Origin of the sequence: Streptomyces sp. CB02056 (genome assembly GCF_001905545.1) — a bacterium.
In the GTDB taxonomy this organism is placed as follows: domain Bacteria; phylum Actinomycetota; class Actinomycetes; order Streptomycetales; family Streptomycetaceae; genus Kitasatospora.
The window spans coordinates 606720-633502 of sequence record NZ_LIPD01000009.1 but is presented as its reverse complement, the minus strand read 5'-3'; the positions used below and the strand labels follow the sequence as shown (position 1 = coordinate 633502).

The window sequence follows — 26783 nt, the reverse complement described above, 5'->3', positions numbered from 1 at the left end:
CCGCTCCTCGCCACTCCCCGTGCCGGGCTCCGGGGCGATTCGCCTGTTCCGGGGATCAAAGCACATGAATGCGCCCAATTCACCGACGCGCCGCCGACATGCCCGGACGGCCCGCGCGAAAGCCGTAGACAGGACTCCCCGTACCCCAACCCCGATCCGGGAGTCCCGCGTGACCATCGCCCCCACGAAACTCAGCGACCCCGCCGTCCGCGCCCTTCGTCACCGCGGTCAACGCGGGTGACCGCGAGGCCTTCTTCGCGCTGCTCGCCGCGGACGCGACCATGTCCGACGACGGGTCCGAGCGCGACCTGGCGGACTGGGTCGACCGGGAGATCTTCGGCCCGAACGGCCGGATGGCCGTCCAGACCGAGTCGCACGGCGGCCACGCGCTGGTCGCCGAGTTCACCAACGAGACCTGGGGCACGATGCGCACCGCGTGGCGCTTCACCGTCGACGGCGGGAAGATCCGCCGCTTCGAGACCGGCCAGGCCTGAAGCGACCGGCCTGGCCCGGGGCCACCAGCCAGGCCTGAAGCGACCGGCCTGGCCTCGGGGCTACAGGCTGACCCCGGGGCTACCGGTCCAGCCCCAGGCACCCCCGCACCGCGCGGATCAGGTTCCGCGAGCGGACGTCCCCGGTGACACCCGGCTGCATGCCGTTGGTGACGTAGCCGAAGCCCAGCCCCAGGTCGGGGTCGGCGAAGCCGAGCGAGCCGCCCCGGCCCGGGTGGCCGAAGCTCGCCGGGGAGGCCATCGGCGCGGTCGGACCGTGCCGCCAGAAGCCCAGGCCGAAGGTGGAGTTGACGATCAGCACCCGGTCCGGCCCGCTCACCGCCGGCCCGACCGCGCGTGCCAGCACCTCGGGGCCGAGCAGCGGCGGCAGCAGCGCGCCGGAGCCGTCCGCACGGTCGGCCGCGCCGATCAGCGCCGCGTAGAACCGGGCCAGCGACCGGGCGGTGCCGATGCCGCCGGCCCCGGGGATCTCGGCGGCCTGCACCGCCGGGTCGTTGAGGTCCACGCCGGGGCGCACCGAGGCGAAGGAGCGGGCGGTCAGCGAGGCCGGGTCCTGGTAGGCGTCCCGGACGGACTGCCTGGGCCGCAGCCGCAGCCCGCTCGGACCGGTCCGCGCCGCCTCCGGGGCCGGCAGGTCGACCAGCTTGCCGACCCGGGGCGCGGCGCCGGCCGGCAGCCCGATCCACAGGTCCAGCCCGAGCGGCCGGGCGACCTCCTCGGCGAAGTACTGGCCTATGGTCCGGCCGCTCACCCGGCGCACCACCTCGCCGACCAGCCAGCCGAAGGTGTACGGGTGGTAGCCGTGCGCGGTGCCGGGTTCCCAGGCGGGCTCCTGCGCGGCGACGGCGGCGGCCGCGCGCTCCCAGGTGAGCACGTCCTCCAGCCGCAGCGGCACGTCCAGCGCGGGCACCCCGGCCTGGTGCGAGAGCAGCTGGCGCACCGGGACCCGGCCCTTGCCGGCCGCCGCGAACTCCGGCCAGTACGAGGCCGCCGGGGCGTCCAGGTCGAGCAGGCCGCGCTCGACCAGCAGCAGCGCGGCGGTCGCGGTGAGGCCCTTGGTGACCGAGCGCAGCACCTGGGCGGTGTCCGCCGTCCACGGCACCGCGGGCGCCGGCCGGCCGCCGACCTCCGGCCGGGCGTCGCCGCCCCACAGGTCGACCACCTTGCGGCCGCGCACGTACAGCGCGAAGGCCGCGCCGAGCTCGCCGTAGTCGGCGAAGTTCCGTGCGAAGGCCTCCCGTACGGGCTCGAACCCCTCGGCCGTCTCGCCCCAGATCTCCACCACCGCGTGCCGTCCTCGACCAGTTCCGCTGCTTCTCATGCCATGTGCGCTCGCTTTCGATCTCCTTCAATCCTTCTTCGATCGAATTCGTTCGAACCGAGCCCCGAAACCCTAACCTGTCCCCCATGACCAACCCTGCCGAAGAACTGCTGGACATCGTCGACGAGCACGACCGCGTGATCGGGACCGCCCTGCGCGGTGAGGTGTACCGGCGCGGGCTCACCCACCGCTGCGTCTTCATCCTGGTCCGCGACCCGGCCGGACGGATCTTCGTCCACCGCCGCACCGACACCAAGCTGTTCGCCCCCGGCGCGTACGACATGTTCGTCGGCGGCGTGGTCGGCTCCGGCGAGACCTACGCCGAGGCCGCCGTCCGCGAGGCCGAGGAGGAACTCGGCGTCCACGGCGTCACCCCGCGGCCCCTGTTCAAGTTCCTCTTCGAACAGGACCGGCTCTCCTGGTGGTGCGACATGTACGAGGCGGAGTGGGACGGCCCGGTCTCCCCCCAGGAGTCCGAGGTCGCCTGGCACGCCTGGCTCACCCCCGCCGAACTCGCCGACCGCCTCACCCGCGACACCTTCGTCCCCGACGGCCTGGAGGCCTACCGCCGCTACCTGGAGCTCCGGTCCGCCTAGCGCCGCCGCAGCCTCGGGGCCGACGGTTCGCGGTGCGGGGCGGCGTGCGGGCCGACGGGCGGCGCGCCCCAGGCTCCACCGGAGGGCCCGCGACGAACTAGGGTGGCGCGCATGGCCTCCCGTACGCCGTCTCCGACGGCCGACCACGCAGCACGGACCTCCGCATCCGCCGGGGCGGCGGGCGGGCGGCCGCGTCGGCGGCTGAGCGTGGACGAGCGGCGGGAGCAGCTGATCGCCGTGGCGCTGGAGCTGTTCAGCCGCCGACCGCCGGAAGAGGTGTCGATCGACGACATCGCCGCCGCCGCGGGCGCCTCCCGGCCGCTGGTCTACCACTACTTCCCCGGCAAGCAGGCGCTGTACGAGGAGTCGCTGCGGCGGGCCGGGCGGGAACTGTCGGCGCGGTTCGAGGAGCCCATGGAGGGGCCGCTGTCGGAGCGGCTGCACCGGGTGATGGGCCGCTACCTGGACTTCGTACAGAGCCACGGGCCGGGCTTCGCCGCCCTGCTGCGCGGCGGCTCGGTGGCGGCCAGCGCGGGCACCTCGGCGGTGATCGACGACGTGCGCCGGGCGGCGCAGGAGCAGATCCTGGCCCACCTGGCGATCCCCGCGCCGAGCGTCGGGCTGCGGCTGACCGTCCGGGCCTGGATCGCCAACGCCGAGATCACCTCGCTGGAGTGGCTGTCCGAGCGCTCGGTGCCGCTGGCGGAGCTCCAGCTGCACCTGGTGCAGGAGTTCGTCGCGGCGCTCACCCTCACCGCCGCCCGCGAGCCGGCGCTCGCCGCCGAACTGGCCTCCTTCTTCGCCGACGAGCGCCCCGACGGCCCGACCGGGCGCCTGGTGCGGGACCTCGCGGGGCTGTTCGCCGTGCCGGGGATCGTCGAGGCGGTCACCGCGCTCGCGGCCGGCACCCCCGACGACGGGTCCGCACAGGCCACCGGGGCCGCCGCCGAGTGACCCGCGCGGTCGACGGATCGACGACCGGGGCCGGCGGAGCGGTAACCGTGCCCGGCGGAGCGGTGTCCGGGGTCGGCGCCGGACTCGTCGCCGCTCGCCGACCGTCCAAGTGATCATCGGGTGATCCTGCGGTTCGGTCAGGACAGTGGGCTCTGATAGGAATGAGCAGGGATCTGACGGCGCGCCGCCGCGCCGGGGCCGGTCCCACCCGAACCACCGACAGCAGACGGAGCAGAGCGGGGGGCTCACCAGGTGACCCAGGACGTCCAGTTCAGCGTGGAGGCCAATCCCTTCGCGGCAGCGGAGCAGGTCTGCGCGACCCTCGGCACCCTCACCGACGCCCTCTTCGACCAACACACCTCGCGCCACCCGGCGGCCTCGCTGAGCGCCCTGCGGACGGCCGAACACCCCGCCGCCGAGGCGCTGTTCGCCCTGCCGCTGGCCCCCAACGGCCCGGTGCACACCGCCCTCGACCGGCTCGGCACGGTGACCACCGCGGGCACCGGACGGCCGGGCACCGGCGCGCGGCTCACCGACCGGGTGGTCACCGCGCTCCAGGCCCGGTACGGCGGCGGCGCGGTGCGCGGTGCCATCGCCGACCGGGGCACCACCTCGGCCGCGCTGTTCCAGCTCCCGGTCACCGGCGAGTTCGCCGACGCCAAGCTGCGTCCGCCGTTCGCCCCCGCGCTGGCCGCGCTGGCGGCCGGGCAGCAGACCCGCCAGCCGGTCGAACTGCCCACCGGCGCGGGCGCCGAGGTCCGGCTGGTCGTACCGCCCGGCTTCCACTCGCTGACCTCCCCGGGCGGCCCGCCCGGCGTCTCCGCCCGTACGGTGCCCCCGCTGCCCGACGGCGCGGACCGGACCGGCGGCAGCGCGACCGGTGGGAGTGCGAGCGGTGGGAGTGCGAGCGGTGGGAGCGCCCCGGCCACCGTGGCGGCCGCCGATGAGCTGGCCCGGCACCTGGCCGAGGTCGCCGAGGAGCTGTTCAGCGCGACCGGTACGGAGCCGCGGCGCGACTTCGCGGTGATCTCCGCCACCCTGGCCGACCTGATCCGCGACGCGGGCGTCGTGTACGCCGGCGTCTGCGCGCTGGAGCTGGACGACCGCGCCTCGGACGCCGCCCTGGTCGTCTCGCTCGCCCGGCACCCGCTGCCGATCACCGCGCTCGCCACCGAGCTGGCCACCGTCCGGCGGCACGCCGAGGTGTGGACCGTACTGCTGCCGGCCGGACCGGCCGCCGTCCTGGTCGAGGGCCGGACCGTCCCGGTACCCGGACCGCTGGCCGCCGACGGACAGCGGCGCTGGGTGGTCACCTCGGCCGTCCAGGCCTTCGTGCCGCTGCCGGACGGCGGGACGGTGCTGTGCGCCCAGCTGTCCACGGCACGGCCGGAGGACTGGGAGCTGTACACGGAGGCGTTCGCGGAGCTGCTGAAGAGCATCCAGTTCGGCTGGGACGGCGTACCGGTCCCAGGTGCCGCGGCCGCCGTCCCGGCCGCCGCGGTGAGCAGTGTTCCGACCCCGGCGCCCGCTCCCGCCCCGACCCCGTCGCTTGCTGCCGCCGTCGAGGAGGCCCCGGCGGAGGCGCCGGAGGAGAGGCCGGTGCACCTGCGCGGCACACCGGTGCGGGTGCCTCCCGCGGACTTCAACCCCTTCGCGCCGGTCGCGGAGACCCCGGAGGTCCCCGCCGCCGGTGGGGACCAGGCGGCACCGGACGCCGAGGGCGGACCGAAGGGCACCCCGGTGATGGTCCCGCCGCCGGACTTCAACCCCTTCGCCATGGGGGGCGTCCCGGACGTATCGGGCGACGCGCCCGCCACCCAGCCTGCCGGGGCGGCTCCGGTCGCCGATCCGTTCGGCACCACGGTCGCGGCCGAGCAGAAGGCCGACCCGTTCGGCACGACTCTCCCCTCCCAGGGCCCGGCCGTCCCGCCGCCGCCCTCGTCCCCGCCCGTCATCCCGGCCCAGGCACCGCCCGCCGCGGCCGCGGCGGCGGAGCGGAGTTCGGGGCAGGGCGGGGACGCGGAGGAACCGGCTCCGGGCAAGGGCACGCCGGTGATGGTCCCGCCACCGGACTTCAACCCCTTCGCCATCGGGGGCCTCCCGGACCTGTCGGCTCCCGAGCCGGAGCCGGCGGAGGAGGCGGACGCCGAACCGCAGAACCGCCCGTTCGGCTGAGCCGGAGGCGGGGGAAGCCGCTGCGCGCCGTCACCGCGAACAGGCGACGGCCGTCAACGGACAGCTGACGGCTGACAGGTAACAACCGACAGATAACAGCTGACAGATTTCAGCGAACGAAATCTGAAATCTGTTACCTGTCATCTGTCAGCTGTTCGCCGCCCCCTGCCCCCGCCGCTCGATCATCAGACCGACCCCGTCCAGCATCCGCGCCATCCCGAACTCGAACAGCGCCTCCAGGCCCAGGTCGATCTCCGGCCCCCGGTTCATCGCGTCGAACATCGGGAACCGCTCCGGATCCGCCATCAGCCGGGCGTGCTCCTCACCCTCCACCCGGTCCATCCACTCCTCCGCGGACAGCCCGCTGTCCTGCTCGGCCTGCGCCTCCCGCTCGAAGTGGACGGCCAGCCCGCACACGAACGCCGCCAGGGCGACGGCCGCCTGGGCCATCTCCTCGCCGCTCAGACCCCGCCCCGCCAGGGCGGCCATCGACCGCTCGGTGTGCACTGCGGCGTCCGGCGCCAGCACGGGCCGGGTGAAGGACATCGTGGAGGCCAGCCACGGGTGCCGCCGGTAGATCCGCCACTGCAGCCGGGCGACCGTCTCCAGCCCCTCCCGCCAGTCCTCCGCCGGCGGCTCGGGCAGCGGCTGCTCCCCGAACGCCACGTCCGTCATGAGCCGCAACAGCTCGTCCTTGCCGGGCACATGGCGGTAGAGCGACATCGTCGCGACGCCCAGATCGGTCGCGACCCGGCGCATCGACAGCGCCGCCAGCCCCTCCTCGTCGGCCACCCGGACGGCCGTCGCGACGATCCGCTCCCGGGTGAGCTCACCCTCGCCGCCCGCTCTCACCCGCCGCGCCGCGGCCGGCGCCGTGGCCGGCTCCGCCACCGGCCGCGCTTCCCGCGCCGGTTCCCGCCGCGGCTCCCGGGCCCGGACCTCCTCCGGAGCCGCCTTCCCGGCCACCACCGTGCCCACCCCGGGAACGGCCCGTACGAGCCCTTCCTCCCGGAGGCGGTTCAGCACCTTGGTCGCCGTGGCCATCGCGACGCCCCATTCCTGGGTGATCCGCCGGGTGGACGGCACCCGCGCCCCCGGCGCCAACTCCCCTGCCGCGATGCGACGTCGGAGCTCGGCCGCGATCCGCTCCGAGGGACTCCCGCTCTCAGCCACCCGATCCCACCATCAACCTGCCGTTCAACAGCCGTGGCGCCGACAGCAGTTGACGCACCAGGCGCCAACCACCGGCCGCCACAACCGGGTTCACCCGCGATCCGGCCGCACCCGGCCCGATCCGCGTCCGCCCTCAGCCGGCCCTCGGCGCGCCCTCAGTCCGCCCGCCGGGCCAGGTGCACCACGTCCGGCACCCCCCGGGCGACCGGGATCTCGTGCGTCACCACGTCCGAGAACCCCACCGCCCGCAGCGCCTCCTCGAAGGCCGGCGAAGGCTGCGCGCTCCACACCGCCAGCACCCCGCCCGTCCGCAGCCGGTGCCACAGCACCGCGAGCCCGTCCGCGCCGTACAGCCCGTCGTTGGACTCGGTGACGGTCCAGTCCGGCCCGTTGTCGATGTCCAGGCACAGCGCGTCGTAGCGCTCGCCGTCCGCCGCCGCGAGGTACTCCAGCAGGTCGGTGTGGAGCACCTCGACCCGCGCGTCCTCCAGCGCACCGTCGGAGAAGGCGCCGAGCGGGCCGGTCCGGTGCCAGTCGATGATCGCGGTCTCCCGCTCGACGATGGCGATCCGTCCCCAGCGCGGCTCGGCCGCCGCGTACGCCAGCGAGAAGCCGACCCCGAGGCCCCCGATCAGCACCGACGGCCGCTCGACCGGGCCGCCCGTGCGGTCCAGCTCGTCCAGCGCCGCCTGGATCAGCAGCCGCTCCGAGCGCCCGTCGGCGGTGTCCATCAGGAAGCAGCCGTTGGCGATGATCTCGAAGTCCCGACCGCGTTGCCGGAGCACCACCTCGCCGTACGGACCCTCCCGCCGGTCGAGGGTGACGACGGCCTCGTGGCCGTCGCGTTCGGGCAGTGCGGTGGTCATCCGTCCCCCTTGGTGGACTCGGGCGAACTCGGCTGCGGTGCCGCCCCCGTACGGACGGGGCGGGCACCTGCCCGACAATAGCCGAGTCCGCACCCGGGTCCGTCAGGTCGTGACCAGCACCCCCACGTAGGAGACGCCCGCGACGACCACCCAGGACCCGAGTCCGAGCAGGGCGATCCGCCCGCCGGTGCGGGCCATGGTCGGCAGGTGCACCGCACTGCCCAGGCCGAACAGCGCGGCGGCCAGCAGCAGCCCCTGGGCGTCCGCGGCCAGGTCGAGCGCCCGCTCGGGCAGCACCCCGGTGGTCCGCAGGACGATCATCGCGAGGAACCCGGCCACGAACAGCGGCACGATCGGCGGACGGCTGCCGGTCTTCACCGACTTCTCAGCCGGCTTCTCACCCGACTCCGCGCTCGACTTATCGCCCGACGCCGCGCCCGCCGCGCCCTCCTCACCCGCCCCGCCCGCCGCTGAGGCCCCCACCGGAGCCCCCACCGGCGCCCCGACCGGAACCTCCGCCAAGGCCGCCACCCGCGCCGCCCGCAGGTTCCGCCGCACCGCCACGGCCACCCCCGCGACCAGCGGCGCCAGCAGCACCACGCGCATCAGCTTGACCAGCACCGCCTCCCGCAGCGCCCCGGCCCCGCCGGTCTGCGCGGTGGCGACCACCTGCCCGACGTCGTGCACGCTCGCCCCGACCCAGCGCCCGAACTCCAGCTCGCCGAGCCCGAGCGGGTGCTGGAGCAGCGGCAGCACGGCGATCGCCAGCGTCCCGCAGAGGGTCACCAGCGCCACCGAGGCCGCGACGTCCTCCTCCTCACTGCCCGCCGCCTGGCTGACCGCGCCGATCGCCGAGGCCCCGCAGATCGAGTACCCGGTGGCGACCAGCAGCGGCTGGTCCCCGGGCAGGCCGAGCCGCCGGCCCAGCCAGAGCGTGCCCGCGAAGGTGGCCGCGACCACCGCGAGCACCATGGCGACGGTGGCCCAGCCGAGGCCGAGCACGTCGTCCAGGCTGAGCTTGAGCCCGAGCAGGACGATCCCGAGCCGCATCAGCCGCTTCCCGGCCGTGGACAGCCCCGGCCGGGCGATCCCGCGGACCACCGGGCGCAGCCCGGGCAGGTGGGCCACCAGCATGCCGAGCAGGACGGCGGCGGTGAGTTCGGGCACGGCCGGCACCAGCGCGTGGATGCCCAGCGCGGCGGCCACTCCGAGGGCCGCGAGCAGCAGCCCGGGGGCGTCGCCGCGCATCGGGGGCAGTGAGCGGGTGCCGGCGGTGCGGTGCCTGAGGGTCAGTGCCACGCCGCCCTCACTGCTGCCGGTCGGCGGGCAGCCGGTAGACCCGCCGGATGCTGGTGCCGAGCCGCGAGACGTCCGCGCCGTAGACGTGGATGGAGATCGCCGTGCTGCTACAGGAGTTGCGCACCAGGTGGATGTCGCCGGGCGGGGCGAAGGCGGCCACGGTGCCGGCCGGGCCGGCCACGTGCTCGGTCTCGACCAGCCGGGAGGTGGGGCCGTCGGAGACCAGCCGGTAGCGGGTCTCGCTCTCCTGGCCCTGGTGGACGCCGGCCACGCACCAGGAGACGTGGTCGTGGATCGGGGTCTGCTGCCCGGGCAGCCAGACCAGGGCGACGACGGAGAAGCTGCCGTCCCCCTCGGCGTGCAGGACGTGCTGGCGGTAGCGCTGCGGGTCGCCCTCGCGCTGGGCGGGGGTGAGCAGCGCGTCGGGCCCGTCCGGGTCGGCGTGCAGGTGCGGGGCGAGGCGCTCGCCGACCAGGTAGGCGGTGAGCTCCGGCGGGAGCCCGCGGTCCACGACGGCGCGGATCTCACTGATCAGCGCGGTCATCCGCTCGGTGAGCCGGTCGCTGCCGACCGTGGCTGAGGGTGTCATCCCAGCAGGTTCGAACCTATGGACCCATCACGTCCAAGGAGGGTTTGTAAGCGATCTCCCCATCAACGCTTATAGATCGCCGGGTGGCAGTCCTTGCTCGTCGGTCATGTGGCCCGCCGACGGGTCAGCACCCGACCCGGCTCGCCGCTGCCTGCCGCAGGTGGTCCAGCACCAGCCCGGTGGCCGGGATCCGCCGGTGCTCGCGCAGCACGTACGCGCTCACCTGCCGCCGCAGGTGCGGCTCGACGGCCCGCCCGGTGACCTTGCGGTGGCACATGAAGGAGAGCACCAGCGCCGGCATCAGCGCGATCCCGACCCCGGCGGCGACGAGCGACTGCACCGCGAGGTTGTCGTCGGTGGAGAAGACGATGTCCGGCGCGAAGCCCTCCTCCGCACAGACGTGCAGCAGGTTGGCCCGGCAGCGCGGACAGCCGGCGATCCAGCGTTCGCCGCCGAGGTCGGCCAGCCGTACGGCGTGCCGGCGGCCGAGCGGGTGCCCGACCGGCAGCAGCACCGTGAGCAGGTCCTCCATCAGCGGGATCTCGTCCACGCCCTCCGGCACCTCGGCGGCCGCGCCGGGATACCGGAACGCCAGCGCGATGTCGCACTCCCCGCGCAGCAGCCGCTGGACGGAGTCCGGCGGCTCGGCCTCCAGCAGCTCGACCCGCACACCGGGGTGCTCGGCCAGCAGCCGGGCCATCGCCTGGGGTATCAGGGTGGCGTTGGCGCTGGGGAAGGCGCAGACCCGCACCCGACCGGCGCGCAGCCGGGCCAGCGCGGCGAGCTGCTGCTGGGCGGCGGACATGCTGCCGAGGATCAGCTCGGCGTGCCGGGAGAGCGCCTCGCCGGCCTCGGTGAGCCGCAGTCCGCGCCCGGCCCGGGTGAAGAGCGGGACGCCGACGGTGCGTTCGAGCGCCTTCATCTGCTGGGTGATGGCGGGCTGGGTGTAGCCCAGTTCGCGGGCGGCGGCCGAGTAGGAGCCGGCCCGGACGACCTCGTGGAACGTCCTGATGTGCCGCGAATCGAACACCGGCTCCATGGTCCCTCCCGCCCTCTCGTCCACCGTCGGCAGCCCCGTTCCGGCCGCGCTCCGGTCGTCCACGGGCCGCGCCCGGGCGCCCGAGAATCATAAGAGGAATTTGGAGGTACCGACCCCAACCCCACCCGTACCTATGGTTCAGCCCCGAACCGGCCTTCTCACAACTGCGCCGACCTCATCGCCGCGCCGGCCTCACAGCTGCGCCGACGGAGGCAGCCCCACCGGCACCCCGGCCTTGGCCACCGGTGCCCCGCCCCGCGCGCTCGGACTGCGCCGGCTGCGCCGCTCCACGAAGCGGGCGAGCCAGGAGAGCAGCAGACACATGCCGATGTAGATCGGCGCGATCACCATCACCACCGGGATGAACGGCAGGTCGTAGTCCAGGTTGGTGGCGATCAGCTTGCCCGCGTGCAGGAACTCCTCGAAGGTGATCAGGAAGCCCAGCGAGGTGTCCTTGAGCGCGACCACCAGCTGACTGATGATGGCCGGCAGCATCGCCCGGTTGGCCTGCGGCACCAGGACGTACGTCATCACCTGGGTCTTGCGCATCCCCAGCGCGAACGCCGCCTCCCGCTGCCCCTTGGGCACCGCGAGCACGCCGGCCCGGAACACCTCGGCCAGCACCGAGCCGTTGTAGAGCACCAGCCCGGCCACCAGCGCCCAGAGCGGCTGCACCTTGAGCGCGACGAAGACGAAGAAGATCATCACCAGCACCGGCATGGCCCGGAAGAACTCCACCACCAGCGTGGCGAGCCAGCGCACCACCCGGTGGTCGGAGAGCCGCCCGGCCGCGAACAGCGCGCCGAACGGCAGCGCGAACAGCACCGTCCAGCCGAAGGCCTGCAAGGTGTTGCCGAGCCCGCGCAGCAGCAGCTCCTGCACGCCCCGGTACTCGAAGGGCTGCCACTTGGCGTACGTGAACTGGTGGGTGTGGAAGAGCATGTAGACCACCCAGCCGATCAGCGCCGCGATCAGCAGCAGCGCGATCCCGCCGTACAGCCGGTGCCGGGAGAGCGCCTTCGGGCCGGGGATGTCGTACAGCGCCGAGGATTCGACCGTCATCGGGACACCGCCACTCGTCGTTCCAGCAGGTTGAAGACGGCGCTGATGGCCAGGGTGATGATCAGGTAGCCGACGGCGATCCAGACGAAGGTCCAGATGATGCTGTAGCCCAGCTCGTTGATGGTCCGGTAGGTGCCCAGCAGCTCGGTGACGCTGAACGAGCCGGCGATCGCCGTGTTCTTCGCCAGCGCGATCATCACACTGCCGAGCGGCGCCACCACCGAGCGGTACGCCTGCGGCAGCACCACCAGGCTCATCGTCTGCCCGAAGTTCATGCCGAGGCTGCGGGCCGCCTCGCCCTGCCCGGTCGGCACCGTGTTGATGCCCGACCGCATCGACTCGCAGACGAAGGCCGAGGTGTAGCAGCCCAGCGCGAGCACCGCGAAGGTGTAGAAGGGCAGGGTGATGTCGAACCGGGGCAGGCCCAGCACCACGATGAAGAACAGCAGGGTCAGCGGCGTGTTGCGCAGCACCGTCACCCACAGCGTCCCGAACACCCGCAGCGGTTTCACCGGCGAGACCCGGAAGCCCGCGATCAGCACGCCCAGCACCAGCGACAGCACCGCGCTCACCGCGAACAGCGAGAGCGTGCCGAGGAACCCGTCCCAGTAGGTCGACCAGTTGTCGGTCAGCGTTTTCACGGCGCGGCCCTCTCAGTACCGGTCGATCTGCGGCGGGTTCGGCGCCGGCTCCCCGGAGAGGCCGAGGGTCGCCTCGAACGCCCTCCTCCAGTCGCCGTTCTGCATGTGGTGCTCCAGAGCGTCGTTGATCGCGCCGCGCAGCACGGTGTCGTTCTTCGGCACCCCGATGCCGTACGGCTCGGTCGAGAACAGCGGGCCGACCACCTTGAGCTCGTCCGGCACCTTGGCCGCGTAGCCGAGCAGGATCGCGTTGTCCGTGGTCACCGCGTCGACCTGGTTGGTGATCAGGTTGTCCACGCAGGCCGAGTAGGTGTCGTAGCCGATCAGCTTGGCCTTCGGGTACTGCGACTGGATGCGCTGGTACGGCGTCGAGCCGGCCGCCGAGCAGACCTTCTTGCCGTCCAGGTCCTGCGGGCCGTGGATGGTGGTGTTGTTCTTGCGCACCAGCAGCGACTGCCCGGCGATGAAGTACGGGCCGGCGAAGCCGACCAGCTTCTTCCGGTTGTCGTTGATGGTGTAGGTGCCGACGTAGTAGTCCACCTGGCCGTTCTGCAGGGCGGTCTCGCGGTTGGCCGAGGCGATCGTCTTGAACTGGATCCGGTCCGGCGGGAAGCCCAACGAGGCGCCGACCATCTTGGCGATCTCGATGTCGAAGCCGGAGTACACGCCGGTGGCCGGGTTCTTCTGGCCCAGGTACGGCTGGTCCTCCTTGGCGCCGACCACCAGGTGGCCCCGGCTGCGGGCGGCGTCCAGGGTCGGCGAGCCGGTGATCGCGGAGGCGTCCTGCACCTGGTAGCTGGGCAGGGCGCTGGGCTGCGGGCCCTTGGGCGGCGGGGTGCCGGGCTTGCCGCAGCCCGCCACCAGCGCGGTGAACAGCAGGGCGGCGGCGAGCACGCGCCGCCCCGCCCGCGCCACGGGCCTTCCCACAGATCTTCCCGCGGGCCTCGCCGCCGGCGTCGTCTCACGGTTCACGGCGCCGCCTCAGTGCTTCAGGATCTTGGACAGGAAGTCCCGGGCACGATCGCTCTCAGGAGCGCTGAAGAAGTCCTCCGGGGCGCGGTCCTCGACGATCCGGCCGTCGGCCATGAACACGACCCGGTTCGCGGAGGCCCGGGCGAAGCCCATCTCGTGGGTGACCACGATCATCGTCATGCCCTCGCTCGCGAGCTGGCGCATGACGTCCAGCACCTCGTTGATCATCTCGGGGTCGAGCGCCGAGGTGGGCTCGTCGAACAGCAGCGCCTTGGGGTCCATCGCCAGCGCGCGGGCGATCGCGACCCGCTGCTGCTGCCCGCCGGAGAGCTGCGCCGGGTACTTGGCCGCCTGATCGGCGAGGCCCACCCGCTCCAGCAGCGCGCGGGACTTGTCGTCCGCCTCCGCCCTGGGCCGGCCGCGGACCTTGATCTGCGCGAGCGAGACGTTCTGCAGCACGGTCTTGTGCGCGAACAGGTTGAAGGACTGGAACACCATGCCGACCTCGGCGCGCAGCCTGGCCAGCCCCTTGCCCTCCTCGGGCAGCGGCTGGCCGTCGATCAGGATGGTGCCGTCCTCGATCGGCTCCAGCCGGTTGATGGCCCGGCAGAGGGTGGACTTGCCGGAGCCGGACGGGCCGATGACGACGACGACCTCGCCGCGTCCCACCGTCAGCTCGATGTCCTGCAGCACGTGCAGGTCCCCGAAGTGCTTGTTGACCCCGCGCATCTCGATCAGCGGGGTGAAGGCCGATGCGCCGGCCGGAGCCGGCCCGGGGGCTGTGGTCACCTGCTGCGCCGTCCCTTCAGCAGCCAGCCCAGCGCGACGCCCGCGATCAGCGTGGCCAGCAGCGCGATCCAGAGCGGCGCGGTGACGGTGAAGACCCAGAACTGGATCTTGACCTTGTCGAGGTTGGCGAACAGGAACCACACGGCGAGGACGACGATGGCGCCGATCCCGATGTAGCGCGTGGGAATCCCGCCGATCTCACCGCGCGGGGAGCGGGACGAGCCGTCTGAAATCTTGGTCACCGGAGCAGTCTGCGGGCCGGGCGGCCGATTTGCCCGGTTACGCGCCCCTCCGGGCCAGGGAGTAACCCGTACGGGGCAATCCGGCCCCGTACGGGTTTGAAGCCCCCTCCTGCCGGGACGGCCCGCTCCCCGCTCGTCCCGCCCCGGGCCGTCGCGCTACCGCTCGTCCCGCCAGGACCGCCAGAGCGCCGCGTACGGACCGCCCGCCGCGACCAGGTCCGGGTGACTGCCGTACTCGCTGATCCGCCCGCCCTCGACCACCGCGATCACGTCCGCGTCGTGCGCGGTGTGCAGCCGGTGGGCGATGGCGATGACCGTCCGGCCCTCCAGCACCCTGGAGAGCGAGCGCTCCAGGTGCCGGGCGGCCCGCGGGTCCAGCAGGGAGGTGGCCTCGTCCAGCACCAGGGTGTGCGGATCGGCCAGCACCAGCCGGGCCAGCGCCAGCTGCTGGGCCTGCGGCGGGGTCAGCGAGGTGCCGCCGGAGCCGACCTCGGTGTCCAGGCCCTCCGACAGGGCGTCCACCCAGGCCCCGGCCTCCACCGCGTCCAGCGCGGCCCGCAGCTCGGTGTCGTCCGCGTCGGGAGCGGCCAGCCGCAGGTTGTCCCGCAGGGTGCCGACGAAGACGTGGTGCTCCTGGTTCACCAGGGCGACCTGCGCGCGCACCCGCTCGGCCGGCATCCGCGCCAGCGCCGCACCGCCGAGGGTCACGCTGCCGCGGCCGGGGGCGTAGATCCCCGCCAGCAGCCGGCCGAGCGTGGACTTGCCCGCGCCCGACGGCCCGACCAGCGCGACCCGGCTGCCCGGGGCGACGTCCAGGCTGATGCCGTGCAGGACGTCGGCGCCCTCCCGGTAGCCGAACCGGACGTCCTTCGCCTCGACCCGACGGCCGTCCGGCCGGGCGGACTCGTCCCCCTCGTGCTCCGGCACCTCGCGCACGCCGACCAGCCGGGCCAACGAGGCCTGGCCGATCTGGAGCTCGTCGTACCAGCGCAGGATCAGGTCCACCGGGCCGGTCAGCATCTGCGCGTAGAGCACGCCGGTGGTCAACTGGCCCACGGTGATCCAGCCCCGGAGGGTGAACAGCCCGCCGAGCACCAGGGTGGCGAGCACCGCCGAGGTGTAGACCGCGTCGATGGTCGGGAACCAGACCGAGCGCAGCCACAGGGTGTACCGCTCCCAGGCCAGCCACTCGCGCAGCTTGCGGTCGGTCAGCCGGACCCGTTGGTCGCCCAGCCGCAGGGCCTCGACCGTCGGCCCGGCGTCGACCGTCTCAGCCAGCACGTTGCTCACCGCCGCGTACCCGGCCGACTCGCTGCGGTAGGACTGCGGCGCGCGCCGGAAGTACCAGCGGGAGCTGACCAGCAGCAGCGGCAGGCCGACCAGCGAGGTCAGTGCGAGCAGCGGCGACGTGACCAGCAGCGCACCGAGCACCAGGAGCAACGACACCACGGCGACGGCGAGTTCGGGCACCGCCTCGCGCACCGACTTGTCCAGCCGGTCGATGTCGGTGGTGCCCCGGGAGACCAGGTCCCCGGTGCCGGCCCGCTCCAGCACCCCGGTCGGCAGGGCCACCGAGCGGACCAGGAAGTCCTCGCGCAGGTCGGCCAGCACCTTCTCGCCGAGCACCGCGCCGCGCATCCGCGACCAGCCGGTGAACGCCGCCTGCGCCACCAGGGCCAGCAGGTACCAGGCGACCGCCACCGTGATGGTGGACCCGGCCGTCCCGGTGGCCAGCGACTCGACCAGGCGGCCGAGCACCCAGGGCCCGACCAGCCCGGCCAGCGTGGCCGTCGAGTGCAGTGTCACCACCGCGGAGAACCCGCGGCGGTGCCGCCGCGCGAGCAGCAGCAGGTACCCGCGCACGGCGGCCGGGGAGCCGACCGGCAGGGTGGTGGCCGGCCCCTGCTCCTCCTGGACGGGGGGCTTCATGACGTACTCCTCGCGTGCGTGGCAGGGAAGTTGACAGTGGTCCTCATACGGCCCCACCCACCGGGCGGGCCGCTTCCTCGTCGCGGGTGACCACGGCCCGGTAGGCCGGCTCGGTCCGCATCAGCTCACGGTGCCGCCCGGCCGCGACGACCCGGCCCTCCTGCAGCAGCACCACCCGGTCCGCCTGGTCGAGCAGCAGCGGGCTGGTCGCGAACACCACGGTGGTGCGGCCGGCTCGGGTGTCCCGCAGCCCGGAGGCGATCCGCGACTCGGTGTGCGCGTCCACCGCGCTGGTGGGCTCGTCCAGCACCAGCACCGGAGGGTCCGCCAGCAGGGCGCGGGCCAGCGCGAGCCGCTGGCGCTGCCCGCCGGAGAGCGAGCGTCCGCGCTCGGTGATCCGGGCGCGCATCGGGTCTCCCCCGCACTCCGGCGAGCCCTCCACCAGGGCCTCCAGCACGTCGTCGGACCGGGCCGCCGCGAGGGCCTCGGCCGCCGGGACCCGCCCCGAGGACGGGATGTCGAACAGCTCGGCCAGCGTGCCGGAGAGCAGCACCGGCTCCTTGTCGTGGACCAGCACCGCCGCCCTGGCCTCGGCCAACGGCACCGCGTCCAGCTCCGTGCCGCCGAGCCGCGCCGAGGCCTCTGCCCGTTCGCCCTCGGCCAACGGGACGTGGCCGCCGAGCCGCTCGGCCAGCGCCCCGGCGTAGTCCGGGTCCCCGCAGACCACCGCGGTCAGCTCGCCGGCCCGCGCCGTCAGCCCGCTCGCCGGGTCGTGCAGGTCGGCCTTGTCCGGCCTGGCCAGCGCGGCCTCGGCCGTACCGGTGGTCCGGTCCAGCGAGAGCACCCGGACGGCCCTGCCGGCGGAGACCCGGGCCACGCTCCAGGCGTGCGCCGCCTCACCGAGGATGCGCAGCGGAGCGGCCAGGAAGGCCGTCGCGCCGTACACCGCGATCAGGGTGCCGACGGCGAGCTCGCCGGAGGCCACCAGCCGGGCGCCGTACCAGGTGACGCCGACCACGAACAGGCCGGGCAGCAGCACCTGTTGGGCCTGCATCAGCGACCAGATCCGGGACGACCGGACGGCCGCCGCCCGGACCTTCTGGGACGCGGCCCGGTACCGCTCCAGGAACAGCTCCTCGCCGCCGATGCCGCGCAGCACCCGCAGCCCCGCGACGGTGTCGGCCGCCAGCTCGGTGGCCTTGCCGCCGAGGGCGCGCTGCTGTTCGTAGCGCCGCTCGAACGGCCCGATCAGCGGCCAGACGGAGGCCGCCAGCACCGGGACGCCGAGCAGCACCCCGGCCCCGAGCACCGGATCGACCGTCAGGACCACCACGCTGACGGCCAGCCAGACGATCACCGCGGACCGGACCCGGGCGACCAGCTCGACGTACCAGCCGATCCGCTCGACGTCCCCGCTGCCGACCGCGACGACCTCGCCGGTGGCGATCCGGCGGGACAGCCCGGCCCCGAGGTGCGAGGCCTGCCGGGCCACCAACTGCCGTACGTGGGTGGCCGCGTGGATCCAGTTCCAGACCGCCTGGCGGTGCAACAGCACGGTGCCGACCGAAGCGCCCGCGCCCAGCAGCAGCAGGAGCCCGGCGGCCCGCCAGATCCCGCCGGCGTCGCCGTCCACGGCGGCCTGCACGCCGAGCCCGAGCGGTATCGGCAGGGCGGCCTGGCCCCCCATCTCGATCAGCGCCCAGAGGGTGGCGAGCAGCTGCCCGCGCCGCTGGCTGCGCTGCAGCCAGCGCAGGAAGGCCAGGGGTGAGGAGAGGTCGGGACGGCCGGGATCGGCCAGCGGCAGGGGGGTGAGCAGCATGACACTCCGATACGAGCGGTGCGCGGGTGCGGGGCACGGGCGCACAGGGGTGCGAGGGAGCCAGGAAGCAAGGGGAGCCGGGAAGCAGGGGGACCGGGGCGCACGGAACGCCTCAGCGCCGTGCGCACAGCACGCACGGCGACCGAACGCGGCAGGCGGCCCGGGCCGGCGGGCGGAGGATGCGCGGCGCTGCGGCACGGCGCCCGGCGCGACATCGACGCTGCGTCCGGAGCGGACACCGGACGGACATGGAATGGGCACGAAGGGCCCGGAAGTCAGGAGGTCATGGCCGCGAGCCTGCCAACCTCGATGTGATCCGCGCAACAGGTTTTTCCTCCGCCGACCGCGCGCGCCACGCCCCGCCCGCCACGCGCCGGGCCCGCACTCCCCCTGCGCGCCCCCGCGGGCTCCCGGCAGGCCTCCCGCGAGCCCCCCGCACGTCCCCCACCAGGGCGGTTCCGCCCCGTCACCGGCCGGCCGCCGCCCAGGCCAAACCCCCGCAAAGCTTCACCCAAGATTCGCCCGTTCGGCGGGAACAATCACACCGGGACACCAGTTGCCCCCACTGGAACAGCAGGACAATCAGGAGGGCACCTCTTCCCGTGAGCAGCATCCCCACCGTCACCCTCAACGACGGCGCGCAGATCCCGCAGCTCGGCTTCGGCGTGTGGCAGGTCCCGGACGCCGAGGCCACCCCCGCCGTCCGCGCCGCGATCGAGGCGGGCTACCGCTCCATCGACACCGCGGCCATCTACGAGAACGAGGCCGGCACCGGCGCGGCGATCACCGAGGCGCTGGCGGGCGGCGTGGCCCGCGAGGACCTCTACGTCACCACCAAGCTGTGGAACTCGGGCACCCGCGACTGGTCCGGCGAGCAGGGCCGCGACGCGGTGCTGCGCGAGTTCGACGCCTCGCTGGCCAAGCTCGGCCTCGACCAGCTCGACCTGTACCTGATCCACTGGCCGCGCCCGATGCACGGCGACAGCTACCTGAACATCTGGAAGGCCTTCGAGCAGCTGAAGGCGGACGGCAAGGTCAAGTCGATCGGCGTCTCCAACTTCGGCACCGAGCAGCTGACGCGCCTGCTGGACGAGGCCTCCGTCGCCCCGGCCCTGAACCAGGTCGAGCTGCACCCGTACTTCCCGCAGACGGAGCTGCGCGCGTTCCACGCCGAGCACGGCATCGCCACCGAGGCGTGGAGCCCGCTGGGCCAGGGCAAGGAGCTGCTCGCCGAGCCCGCACTGGTGAAGATCGCCGAGAAGCACGGCCGCACGGTCGCCCAGGTGGTGCTGCGCTGGCACCTCCAGAGCGGTGTGATCGCCATCCCGAAGTCGGTCACCCCGTCCCGGATCCGGGAGAACCTGGACGTCGCCGGCTTCGAGCTGGACGCCGAGGACCTCGCGGCGATCGCCGCCGTGGCCACCGGCAAGCGGATCGGCCCGGACCCGCAGGAGTTCGACTGGAACTGACGCGCCCGGGGTCCCGGCTCCCGGGCCCCCGAACCGTCTGAGCACCCGACCGGCTGACCACCGGTCGCACGAAGACCGCCCGCACCTCTACAGGAGCGGGCGGCCTTCGGTGTGCCCCGATGCGCCAAAGCCCATGGCCATGGACCCTCAGCGTTTTGGCGAATCGTTTTGGCTACGGTGGCGAACTTTTGACCTACAGCCTGCCCGCCTTGGCGATGAGCGCGAGCGCGGCCTCGTGCTCACCCTCCTCCAGCGGTGCCAGCAGCAGCCGCTGGACCTCGGCCACCCCAGCGGCCGAGCGGTGCAGCAGGTCCTGTCCCGCCGGTGAGAGCGAGAGCAGGTTGCGCCGTCCGTCCGAGGGGTCGCGCCGACGCTGCACCAGACCGCGGCGCACCAGCCGGCTGACCATCTCGGCCATCGTGGCCTTGTCCAGCGAGGCCAGCTCGCCGACCGTGCGCTGGTCGGCGCCCGGTTCCAGCTCCAACGCGTCCAGCACCGCGTACTGCGGAGCCGTCAGCTCGGCGCCCACGTGCTCCGACCAGAGCTTGGTGTGCACCTGCTGGCTCACCCTGATCAGGTAGCCGATCGCCCGCTGGGCGTCCAGTATCGGCCGCGCGTCGGTGATGACGGCGACCGCCGCGGGCTCCAGCCTGGCTATCTTGGCCATCACCCGGACGATCTCGACCTGTTCCTCCGCCGTGAGCGGTTCGAACAGGACGCGCTGAACGCGGACCACACCACCGGTGGCCTCGCGCACCGCCTGGGCGCCGCCCTGCGAGAGGGCCAGCAGCTTGCGCCGGCCGTCGGCCGGGTCGCGCCTGCGCAGCACCAGGCCACGACGGACCAGCCGCGCGACCATCTCGGCCATCGTGGCCTTGTCGAGCGAGGCCCGCTCGCCGACCGTCCGCTGGTCCGCACCCGGTTCCAGGGCCAGGACCAGCAGCACGGCGAACTGCGGAGCCGTGAGATCGGCTCCGACGTGTTCGGACCACAAGCGGGTGTGGACCTGCTGTGCCACGCGAATCAGGTGTCCTGGCGACTGCTGCAGTCGCGTAGACACGCGGGTTGTCGGGATCTCCCCCAGCACCATGTATCCGTCCCGATGTCACACCCGGTGTGTGTGGGACACCCGGGTGGGGCAGTAACGGCGAGTGGGCGTCCAGCTATGAGGGAGGGCGCTCCAGCCGTGCAGCCGGTGGCTGCTGGCGGACACTATACAAACGGCGGGCCCTTGCTGGCAGGCAGGGGCGGATAGTAGACGCAGGTTCGGCAACATTGGCATATTTACTCGCTGCGAACAGCTTGCAGTAACCCGTTCTCAGCAGAAAGCCGACCGGTCGGTCCTTACCCACCGTCACCTGCGTCTCTCCGCCCTGGCCGCTCCCCCTACCCGCCGGTAGGGTGTGGCCACCCTCTCCGGGGGCTCTCCCCGGGAGGCACTCCCGAGAGAGACGAGAGCGAGCATGACCGAGCAGAGCACCGCCCCCCGGGTCGCCGTCGTGACCGGCGCCGCCCGCGGCCTGGGCGCCGCCACCGCCGTCCGGCTGGCCGCCGACGGCTACGCGGTCGCCGTCCTGGACCTGGACGAAGCGGCCGGCCAGGAGACCGTCGACCGGATCACCGCCGGCGGCGGCAGGGCGCTCGCCGTCGGCGCCGACGTCTCGGACGCCGAGCAGGTCCAGGCCGCCGTCGACCGGGTGGCCGCCGAGCTCGGCGCCCCCGTCGTCCTGGTGAACAACGCGGGTGTGCTCCGCGACAACCTGCTCTTCAAGATGTCCGAGTCCGACTGGGACACGGTCATCAACGTTCACCTCCGCGGCGCCTTCCTGATGACCCGCGCGGTGCAGAAGCACATGGTCGACGCCGGTTTCGGCCGCATCGTCAACCTGTCCTCGTCCTCGGCCCAGGGCAACCGCGGCCAGGCCAACTACTCGGCCGCCAAGGCCGGTCTCCAGGGCTTCACCAAGACTTTGGCCATCGAGCTGGGCAAGTTCGGCATCACGGCCAACGCGGTCGCCCCGGGCTTCATCGCCACGGACATGACAGCAGCCACCGCGGCCCGGGTCGGCATGGACTTCGAAGACTTCAAGCGGGCCGCAGCCTCTCAGATCCCGGTCCAGCGGGTCGGTCAGCCCGAGGACGTCGCCCACACCATCGCGTTCCTCGCGAGCGAGGGCGCCGGCTTCGTCTCCGGCCAGGTGATCTACGTCGCGGGCGGCCCCCTCGACTGAGCACGGAACCTACACAGGGTTACCACGGAGTGGGAAGCCGGGCGCACCGGCCTCCCACTCCGTTTGCTTTACCGGGGCTTTTGCAGAACCATTCGACGACCACACTGGCTTTCGATCCTGAAATAGCGGAAATCACCCCTCGGACCACCCCTGGTCGGCCCAATTGTCGATTTCCCGGGAAAATGACAATTACCACCGGAATAGCCCTGTCCGGATGGGTAAGGTCACCCCGTGCAATCCAGAAGTACCCCCGTTCCCCTTCCGCGCCAGGGGCCGGAGCGCCGCACCGCCGAGACCGGCCGCCTGGACCGTCCCACCGCCCCCGCGCGCCACCTCGCCCCGCTCGGCCCCGACCCCGGCGAGCCCGGCTGGCCGCCGATGAGCCGACGGCAGGCCGCCCTCCTCGCCGTCACCCTGGCCGGCTACCTGCTGGTGCTGGCCGGTGTCCTGCTCAACACCGCGCTGGTCGACCTCGACTGGTCGGTCCGGCTGCTGCGCCCCTACGAGCGGTGGCCCCGACTGGAGCCGCTGCTCGACACCTGGGTGGTCGCCGGGCAGCGCGGGCCGTCGGCGATCGCCGCCTTCGTCTGGCTCGGCTGGCGGGCCCACCGCCTCGGCCGACTGCGCCCGCTGCTGGTCATGGGCATCGCGCTGTTGTTGCTCAACGTCACCGTCGGCGCGGTCAAGATCGTCACCGGTCGGCTCGGCCCGCACTACGCCCAGTACGTCGGCTCGCCCGAGCTCTTCTCCGGCGGCACCATCTTCCCCTCCGGCCACACCGCCAACGCGGTGGTCACCTGGGGCGTGCTCGCCTACCTCGCCGTCCGCTGGCGGCGGACCGGTGCGGTGATCGCCGCCGCCACCGCCTGCTCGATCGGTCTGACCACGGTCTACCTGGGCACCCACTGGGTCACCGACGTCCTGGCCGGCTGGGCCGCCGGACTGCTCGTCCTGCTCTCGCTGCCGCTGCTGGAACCCCTGGTCGCCGCCGCCGAACAGCGGCTCCACCGGCGCTTCGGCCGCCGGCACCTGCTCTGCTGAACCCGGGCCCGCCCGAACCAGAGCCGACGGGTCACCCGCGGTCCTACCCCTCCCAACTGCGCTCGACCACACCGTTGCGCACCGCGAGGTTGAGCCGCCCCTGCCGGTACTCCATGGTCATCAGGTCCCCCGGCTCCAGCACCCGGACCGACGCCCAGCCGTGCCGCCGGGCCAACTCCCGGGCCCGCTCGATCCGCAGCCCCGCATACCCCTCGCCGTCCTGGCCCGCCGCCCCCGAACCCGAACCCGAACCCGCCGCACCGGACCCCGCCCCCACCGCGTCCGAACCCGACATCGCGCCTCCCCCGGCTCGCCTCCTCGGACGTACGCTGGAATCGTAGCCCGACCCACGCGGTCCGGAGGTGAACGGCATGCGCACCACCACCCCGTGCCGGTGGCGCAGCGGCACCGAGCCGGCCACCGCCCGCAGCGACCTCAAGCTCCGCTACCTGCTCTCGCTCACCTTCACCCCCTTGTTCGCGCTGGCCACGGCGGGCTTCGCCGTCTGGGCGGCCGTCTCGCCCGCCTACGGTGCGCCCAGCCGGGGCACCCTCACCGGCTTCGCCGTGGCCTGCGGCCTGCTCACCCTGTTCGCCGCCGTCGATCTCGTGGTTGTCATCCGGCGCCGCCGGACCGAGCTCTGACGCGGTGTCTCCCACGGAGTGGGAAGTCGACCCGGCCGACTTCCCACTCCGTGCCGTCGACTTCCCACACCGTGCACCCACGATCCCGACCCCGGCGGCCCCGGCAGCCTCAGCGCCCGCCGACCGCCTGCTTCACCAGCGTCCGCCCGAAGTCCCACATCAGCCCGCTCCCCCGGTGGGCCTCGTCCATGATCTCGGTGAAGGCGTCCACGAACCGGTCCACGTCACGCTCGGTGATGATCAGCGGGGGGATCAGCTTGATCACTTCCAGGTGGTCCCCCGACACCTGGGTCAGGATGCGGTGCCGCTGCAGCAGCGGCACGACCACCATCTGCGCGAACAGCCCCTTGCGCGCCGCCTGGAGCGCGGTCCAACCGGTGCGCAGCTTCAGCGACTTGGGCCGGCCGAACTCGATCCCGATCATCAGCCCGCGCCCACGCACCTCGGCGAGCAGCTCGTACTGGTCGACCAGCGCGGTCAGCCGTCCACGGAAGTAGTCGCCCACCTTGCGGGCGTTCTCCACCACCTGCTCGTCGCCCATCACCGCCAGGGTCGCCAGCCCGGCCGCCATGGCCTGGGCGTTGGACCCGAAGCTGGCCGAGTGCACCAGCACCCGGTCCATCGAGGAGTACACCTTCTCGAAGATCCAGCCCTTGCCGAGCGTCGCCCCGACCGGCACGTACCCGCCGGACAGCGCCTTGGCGGCGCAGACCAGGTCCGGCAGCACGCCGTCCTCGTGCTGGTAGGCGAAGAACTCGCCGGTGCGGCCGATGCCGGTCTGCACCTCGTCGCAGATCAGCAGCGCCCGGTGCTCGTGGAGCAGCGCCTGGGCGGCCCGCAGCCAGCCGGGCGGCGGCGCCTGGACGCCCTTGCCCTGGATCGGCTCGACGATCAGCCCCGCGACGTCGCCGCGCTTCAACTCCTTGGCCAGCGCGCCGAGATCGCCGAGCGGGACGGCGGTGTCCGGCAGCAGCGGGTCGAAGCCCTTGCGGAAGCCGCTCTCCCCGTTGACGGAGAGCGAGCCGGTGGTCAGCCCGTGGAAGGCGTGGTCGGCGTACAGGATCCGCTTCCGTCCGGTGGCGTACCGGGCGAACTTGAGCGCCGTCTCCACCGCTTCGGTGCCGCTGTTGCCGAAGAACACCCGGTCCAGTCCGGGCGCGTACGACAGCAGCCGCTCGGCCAGCAGCCCGGGCAGCGGTGAGCAGTCGAAGCGGACCAGGTCCGGCAGGTCGAGGTCCATCACCTGCTGGACCGCCGAGCGCACCACCGGGTGGTGGCGGCCGAGCGCGAAGATGCCGAAGCCGGCCAGCATGTCGAGGTACTCGTTGCCCTCGGCGTCGTAGAAGTACTGGCCCCGGGCGCGCTCGTAGTACCTGTCGAAGCCGATGGTGCGCAGCATCCGCGGCAGCTGCGGGTTGAGGTAGCGGCCGTGCAACTCGTAGCGCTCGCCGCCGCGTTCGGCGATCAGCGCGGCGAGGTCGAAGGCGGGGCGGTCTGGTTCAGCCGGCATGGCGCGGGTTCGCTCCTCGGGTCGGTAGCAGGTTCTTGGCGAAGACGGCGGTCTGGGCGGCGACCCCGGTCCCGGTCAGCCCCGCCTCCTCCAGGATCTCCCCGCGCGAGGCGTGGCCGAGGAACTCCTGGGGCAGGCCGAGCACCCGCACCGGCACGTCCACGTCGGCGTCGCGCAGCGCCTGGGCGACGGCCGAACCGACGCCTCCGGTACGGCCGTTGTCCTCGACGGTGACCACCAGCCGGTGGGCGGCGGCGAGTTCGGGCAGCACCGGGTCGACCGGCTTGACCCAGCGCGGGTCGACCACGGTCGCGGTGAAGCCCTCGGCGAGCAGCAGCCGGGCCGCGTCCAGGCAGGCGGAGGCGGTGGTGCCGACGGCGACCAGCAGGATCTCCGGCGCCCGCCCGGTGCGCAGCAGCACGTCCACCCCGCCGGTCCGCTCGACGGCCGGCACCGCGGGCCCGACGTTCCCCTTCGGGAAGCGGACGACGGTCGGGGCGTCGCCGACCTCGACAGCCTCGCGCAGCTGGGCGCGCAGCTGTTCCGCGTCGCGCGGCGCGGCAAGCCGCAGGCCGGGGACGACCTGGAGGATCGACATGTCCCACATGCCGTTGTGCGAGGCGCCGTCCGGCCCGGTCACCCCGGAGCGGTCGAGCACGAAGGTGACGCCCAGCCGGTGCAGGGCGACGTCCATCAGCACCTGGTCGAAGGCCCGGTTGAGGAAGGTCGCGTAGACCGCGACCACCGGGTGCAGTCCGCCGGTGGCCAGCCCCGCCGCGCTGGTGACGGCATGCTGCTCGGCGATCCCGACGTCGAAGGTCCGCTCCGGGTAGGCCTTGGCGAACGGGGCCAGGCCCACCGGCTGGAGCATGGCCGCGGTGATCGCCACGAGGTCCGGCCGCTCGGCTCCGAGGGTGAGCAGCTCGTCCCCGAACACCGAGGTCCAGGAGACGCCGCCGCTGGGCGAGATCGGCAGGCAGGTGTACGGGTCGATCGGGTTGACGGCGTGGAAGCGGTCGGCCTCGTCCTGCTCGGCCGGCCGGTAGCCGCGGCCCTTGACGGTCAGGCAGTGCACGATGACCGGTCCGCCGAAGTTGCGGGCCTGGCGCAGCGCCTGTTCGACCGCGCCCAGGTCGTGGCCGTCGATCGGCCCGAGGTACTTGAGGCCGAGGTCCTCGAACATGCCCTGCGGAGCGAAGGCGTCCTTGAACCCCTTCTTGGCGCCGTGCAGCGCGTCGAAGATCGGCTGGCCGACCAGCGGGGTGCGCTGCAGGGCCTCCTTGCCCAGGGCGAGGAACCGCTCGTAGCCCTGGGTGGTGCGCAGGGTGGCCAGGTGGTTGGCGAGGCCGCCGATGGTCCTGGCGTAGGAACGCTCGTTGTCGTTGACGACGATGACCAGCGGCCGGTCGCGCGCCTCGGCGATGTTGTTGAGCGCCTCCCAGGCGAGGCCGCCGGTGAGGGCGCCGTCGCCGATCACCGCGACGGTGTGCCGGTCGTGCTGGCCGAGCAGCCGGGCCGCCTTGGCCAGGCCGTCGGCGTAGGAGAGCGCGGTGGAGGCGTGCGAGTTCTCGACCAGGTCGTGCTCGGACTCGCCCCGCGCGGGGTACCCGGAGAGTCCGCCGCGCATCCGCAGCCGGCTGAAGTCCTGGCGGCCGGTGAGCAGTTTGTGGACGTAGCTCTGGTGGCCGGTGTCGAAGACGATCCGGTCGTACGGCGAGTCGAAGACCCGGTGCAGCGCGATGGTCAGCTCCACCACGCCGAGATTGGGCCCGAGGTGGCCGCCGGTGCGGGTGACGGCCTCGATCAGGAAGTCGCGGATCTCGTCGGCGAGCAGGGGCAGTTCGACGGCCGGGAGCTTGCGCAGCTCGGCCGGGGACGTGACGCGGGAGAGCAGTGACATGGGTTCACCT

Annotated in this window: 24 protein-coding genes and 1 pseudogene; 8 read left to right on the top strand and 17 right to left on the bottom strand. The window is 73.3% G+C overall.

The window, feature by feature from the left end:
* The first annotated feature begins 169 nt into the window (after positions 1-169).
* A pseudogene (locus AMK13_RS26800) lies at positions 170-494 on the top strand (nuclear transport factor 2 family protein).
* A gap of 79 nt (positions 495-573) precedes the next feature.
* On the opposite strand, the gene AMK13_RS26795 reads toward AMK13_RS26800, so the two are convergent.
* Positions 574-1797 (bottom strand): serine hydrolase domain-containing protein, encoded by a 1224-nt coding sequence (locus AMK13_RS26795; protein ID WP_074004378.1) that lies wholly within the window; start codon positions 1795-1797, stop codon positions 574-576.
* Positions 1798-1919: 122 nt separating this feature from the next.
* On the opposite strand from AMK13_RS26795, the gene AMK13_RS26790 reads away from it, so the two are divergent.
* The 3 genes from AMK13_RS26790 to AMK13_RS26780 all read left to right on the top strand — a co-directional run bounded on the left by AMK13_RS26790 (position 1920) and on the right by AMK13_RS26780 (position 5558).
* A complete protein-coding gene (locus AMK13_RS26790) occupies positions 1920-2429 on the top strand; it encodes an NUDIX hydrolase (RefSeq protein WP_049649511.1) in 510 nt (169 codons plus the stop codon).
* A 111-nt stretch (positions 2430-2540) separates the two neighbouring features.
* Positions 2541-3383 (top strand): TetR/AcrR family transcriptional regulator, encoded by an 843-nt coding sequence (locus tag AMK13_RS26785; RefSeq protein ID WP_079272477.1) that lies wholly within the window; start codon positions 2541-2543, stop codon positions 3381-3383.
* A 252-nt stretch (positions 3384-3635) separates the two neighbouring features.
* A complete protein-coding gene (locus AMK13_RS26780) occupies positions 3636-5558 on the top strand; it encodes a hypothetical protein (RefSeq protein ID WP_074004377.1) in 1923 nt (640 codons plus the stop codon).
* A 147-nt stretch (positions 5559-5705) separates the two neighbouring features.
* On the opposite strand, the gene AMK13_RS26775 is transcribed toward AMK13_RS26780, so the two are convergent.
* The 12 genes from AMK13_RS26775 to AMK13_RS26720 all read right to left on the bottom strand — a co-directional run bounded on the left by AMK13_RS26775 (position 5706) and on the right by AMK13_RS26720 (position 17978).
* On the bottom strand, positions 5706-6731 hold the full coding sequence (locus AMK13_RS26775; RefSeq protein WP_074004376.1) for a TetR/AcrR family transcriptional regulator C-terminal domain-containing protein: 1026 nt from the start codon (positions 6729-6731) through the stop codon (positions 5706-5708).
* A 155-nt stretch (positions 6732-6886) separates the two neighbouring features.
* Positions 6887-7597, bottom strand: a complete 711-nt coding sequence (locus AMK13_RS26770) for a spermidine synthase (RefSeq protein ID WP_049649508.1) — start codon at positions 7595-7597, stop codon at positions 6887-6889.
* A 102-nt stretch (positions 7598-7699) separates the two neighbouring features.
* Positions 7700-8845 carry a YeiH family protein gene (locus AMK13_RS26765; RefSeq protein ID WP_074004459.1) on the bottom strand — a complete coding sequence of 382 codons (1146 nt, stop codon included), beginning with the start codon at positions 8843-8845 and terminating at the stop codon, positions 7700-7702.
* A gap of 58 nt (positions 8846-8903) precedes the next feature.
* Positions 8904-9485, bottom strand: a complete 582-nt coding sequence (locus tag AMK13_RS26760; RefSeq protein ID WP_074004375.1) for a cysteine dioxygenase family protein — start codon at positions 9483-9485, stop codon at positions 8904-8906.
* 124 nt (positions 9486-9609) lie between these two features.
* Positions 9610-10515 carry a LysR family transcriptional regulator gene (locus AMK13_RS26755; RefSeq protein WP_049649505.1) on the bottom strand — a complete coding sequence of 302 codons (906 nt, stop codon included), beginning with the start codon at positions 10513-10515 and terminating at the stop codon, positions 9610-9612.
* Between the two features lie 201 nt (positions 10516-10716).
* Positions 10717-11586 carry an amino acid ABC transporter permease gene (locus AMK13_RS26750; RefSeq protein WP_074004374.1) on the bottom strand — a complete coding sequence of 290 codons (870 nt, stop codon included), beginning with the start codon at positions 11584-11586 and terminating at the stop codon, positions 10717-10719.
* A complete protein-coding gene (locus tag AMK13_RS26745; protein ID WP_074004373.1) occupies positions 11583-12227 on the bottom strand; it encodes an amino acid ABC transporter permease in 645 nt (214 codons plus the stop codon). Before AMK13_RS26745 ends, AMK13_RS26750 begins: the two co-directional genes overlap by 4 nt.
* Positions 12228-12239: 12 nt before the next feature.
* Positions 12240-13142, bottom strand: coding sequence for a glutamate ABC transporter substrate-binding protein (locus tag AMK13_RS26740; RefSeq protein WP_074004372.1), 903 nt, complete (start codon positions 13140-13142; stop codon positions 12240-12242).
* Between the two features lie 66 nt (positions 13143-13208).
* Complete coding sequence (locus AMK13_RS26735) at positions 13209-13937, bottom strand: amino acid ABC transporter ATP-binding protein (protein WP_206745852.1); 729 nt, start codon at positions 13935-13937, stop codon at positions 13209-13211.
* A 47-nt stretch (positions 13938-13984) separates the two neighbouring features.
* Positions 13985-14230 carry a lipopolysaccharide assembly protein LapA domain-containing protein gene (locus tag AMK13_RS26730; RefSeq protein WP_049649495.1) on the bottom strand — a complete coding sequence of 82 codons (246 nt, stop codon included), beginning with the start codon at positions 14228-14230 and terminating at the stop codon, positions 13985-13987.
* 156 nt (positions 14231-14386) lie between these two features.
* Positions 14387-16159, bottom strand: coding sequence for an ABC transporter ATP-binding protein (locus tag AMK13_RS26725; protein WP_074004371.1), 1773 nt, complete (start codon positions 16157-16159; stop codon positions 14387-14389).
* Between the two features lie 43 nt (positions 16160-16202).
* Positions 16203-17978, bottom strand: coding sequence for an ABC transporter transmembrane domain-containing protein (locus AMK13_RS26720; protein ID WP_074004370.1), 1776 nt, complete (start codon positions 17976-17978; stop codon positions 16203-16205).
* Between the two features lie 602 nt (positions 17979-18580).
* On the opposite strand from AMK13_RS26720, the gene AMK13_RS26715 reads away from it, so the two are divergent.
* Complete coding sequence (locus AMK13_RS26715; protein ID WP_074004369.1) at positions 18581-19447, top strand: aldo/keto reductase; 867 nt, start codon at positions 18581-18583, stop codon at positions 19445-19447.
* A 193-nt stretch (positions 19448-19640) separates the two neighbouring features.
* Here the strand turns inward: AMK13_RS26715 and AMK13_RS45185 are convergent, their stop codons facing one another.
* A complete protein-coding gene (locus AMK13_RS45185) occupies positions 19641-20465 on the bottom strand; it encodes a MarR family winged helix-turn-helix transcriptional regulator (RefSeq protein ID WP_053111942.1) in 825 nt (274 codons plus the stop codon).
* A gap of 445 nt (positions 20466-20910) precedes the next feature.
* Between AMK13_RS45185 and fabG the strand changes: the two genes are divergently transcribed.
* Positions 20911-21678, top strand: a complete 768-nt coding sequence (gene fabG / locus AMK13_RS26705) for a 3-oxoacyl-ACP reductase FabG (RefSeq protein ID WP_074004368.1) — start codon at positions 20911-20913, stop codon at positions 21676-21678.
* A 231-nt stretch (positions 21679-21909) separates the two neighbouring features.
* A complete protein-coding gene (locus AMK13_RS26700) occupies positions 21910-22719 on the top strand; it encodes a phosphatase PAP2 family protein (protein ID WP_241853035.1) in 810 nt (269 codons plus the stop codon).
* 43 nt (positions 22720-22762) lie between these two features.
* Here AMK13_RS26700 and AMK13_RS41240 read toward each other — a convergent pair whose 3' ends face one another.
* Positions 22763-23014 carry an I78 family peptidase inhibitor gene (locus tag AMK13_RS41240; RefSeq protein WP_079272476.1) on the bottom strand — a complete coding sequence of 84 codons (252 nt, stop codon included), beginning with the start codon at positions 23012-23014 and terminating at the stop codon, positions 22763-22765.
* A gap of 76 nt (positions 23015-23090) precedes the next feature.
* Here AMK13_RS41240 and AMK13_RS26690 point away from each other — a divergent pair, with 76 nt between their 5' ends.
* Positions 23091-23363 carry a DUF6343 family protein gene (locus tag AMK13_RS26690; protein WP_074004367.1) on the top strand — a complete coding sequence of 91 codons (273 nt, stop codon included), beginning with the start codon at positions 23091-23093 and terminating at the stop codon, positions 23361-23363.
* A 109-nt stretch (positions 23364-23472) separates the two neighbouring features.
* Here the strand turns inward: AMK13_RS26690 and AMK13_RS26685 are convergent, their stop codons facing one another.
* Positions 23473-24873: an aspartate aminotransferase family protein gene (locus AMK13_RS26685; protein ID WP_074004366.1), complete on the bottom strand. Its 1401-nt coding sequence runs from the start codon at positions 24871-24873 to the stop codon at positions 23473-23475.
* A complete protein-coding gene (gene dxs / locus AMK13_RS26680; RefSeq protein WP_049649488.1) occupies positions 24863-26773 on the bottom strand; it encodes a 1-deoxy-D-xylulose-5-phosphate synthase in 1911 nt (636 codons plus the stop codon). Before dxs ends, AMK13_RS26685 begins: the two co-directional genes overlap by 11 nt.
* Positions 26774-26783: the final 10 nt, after the last annotated feature.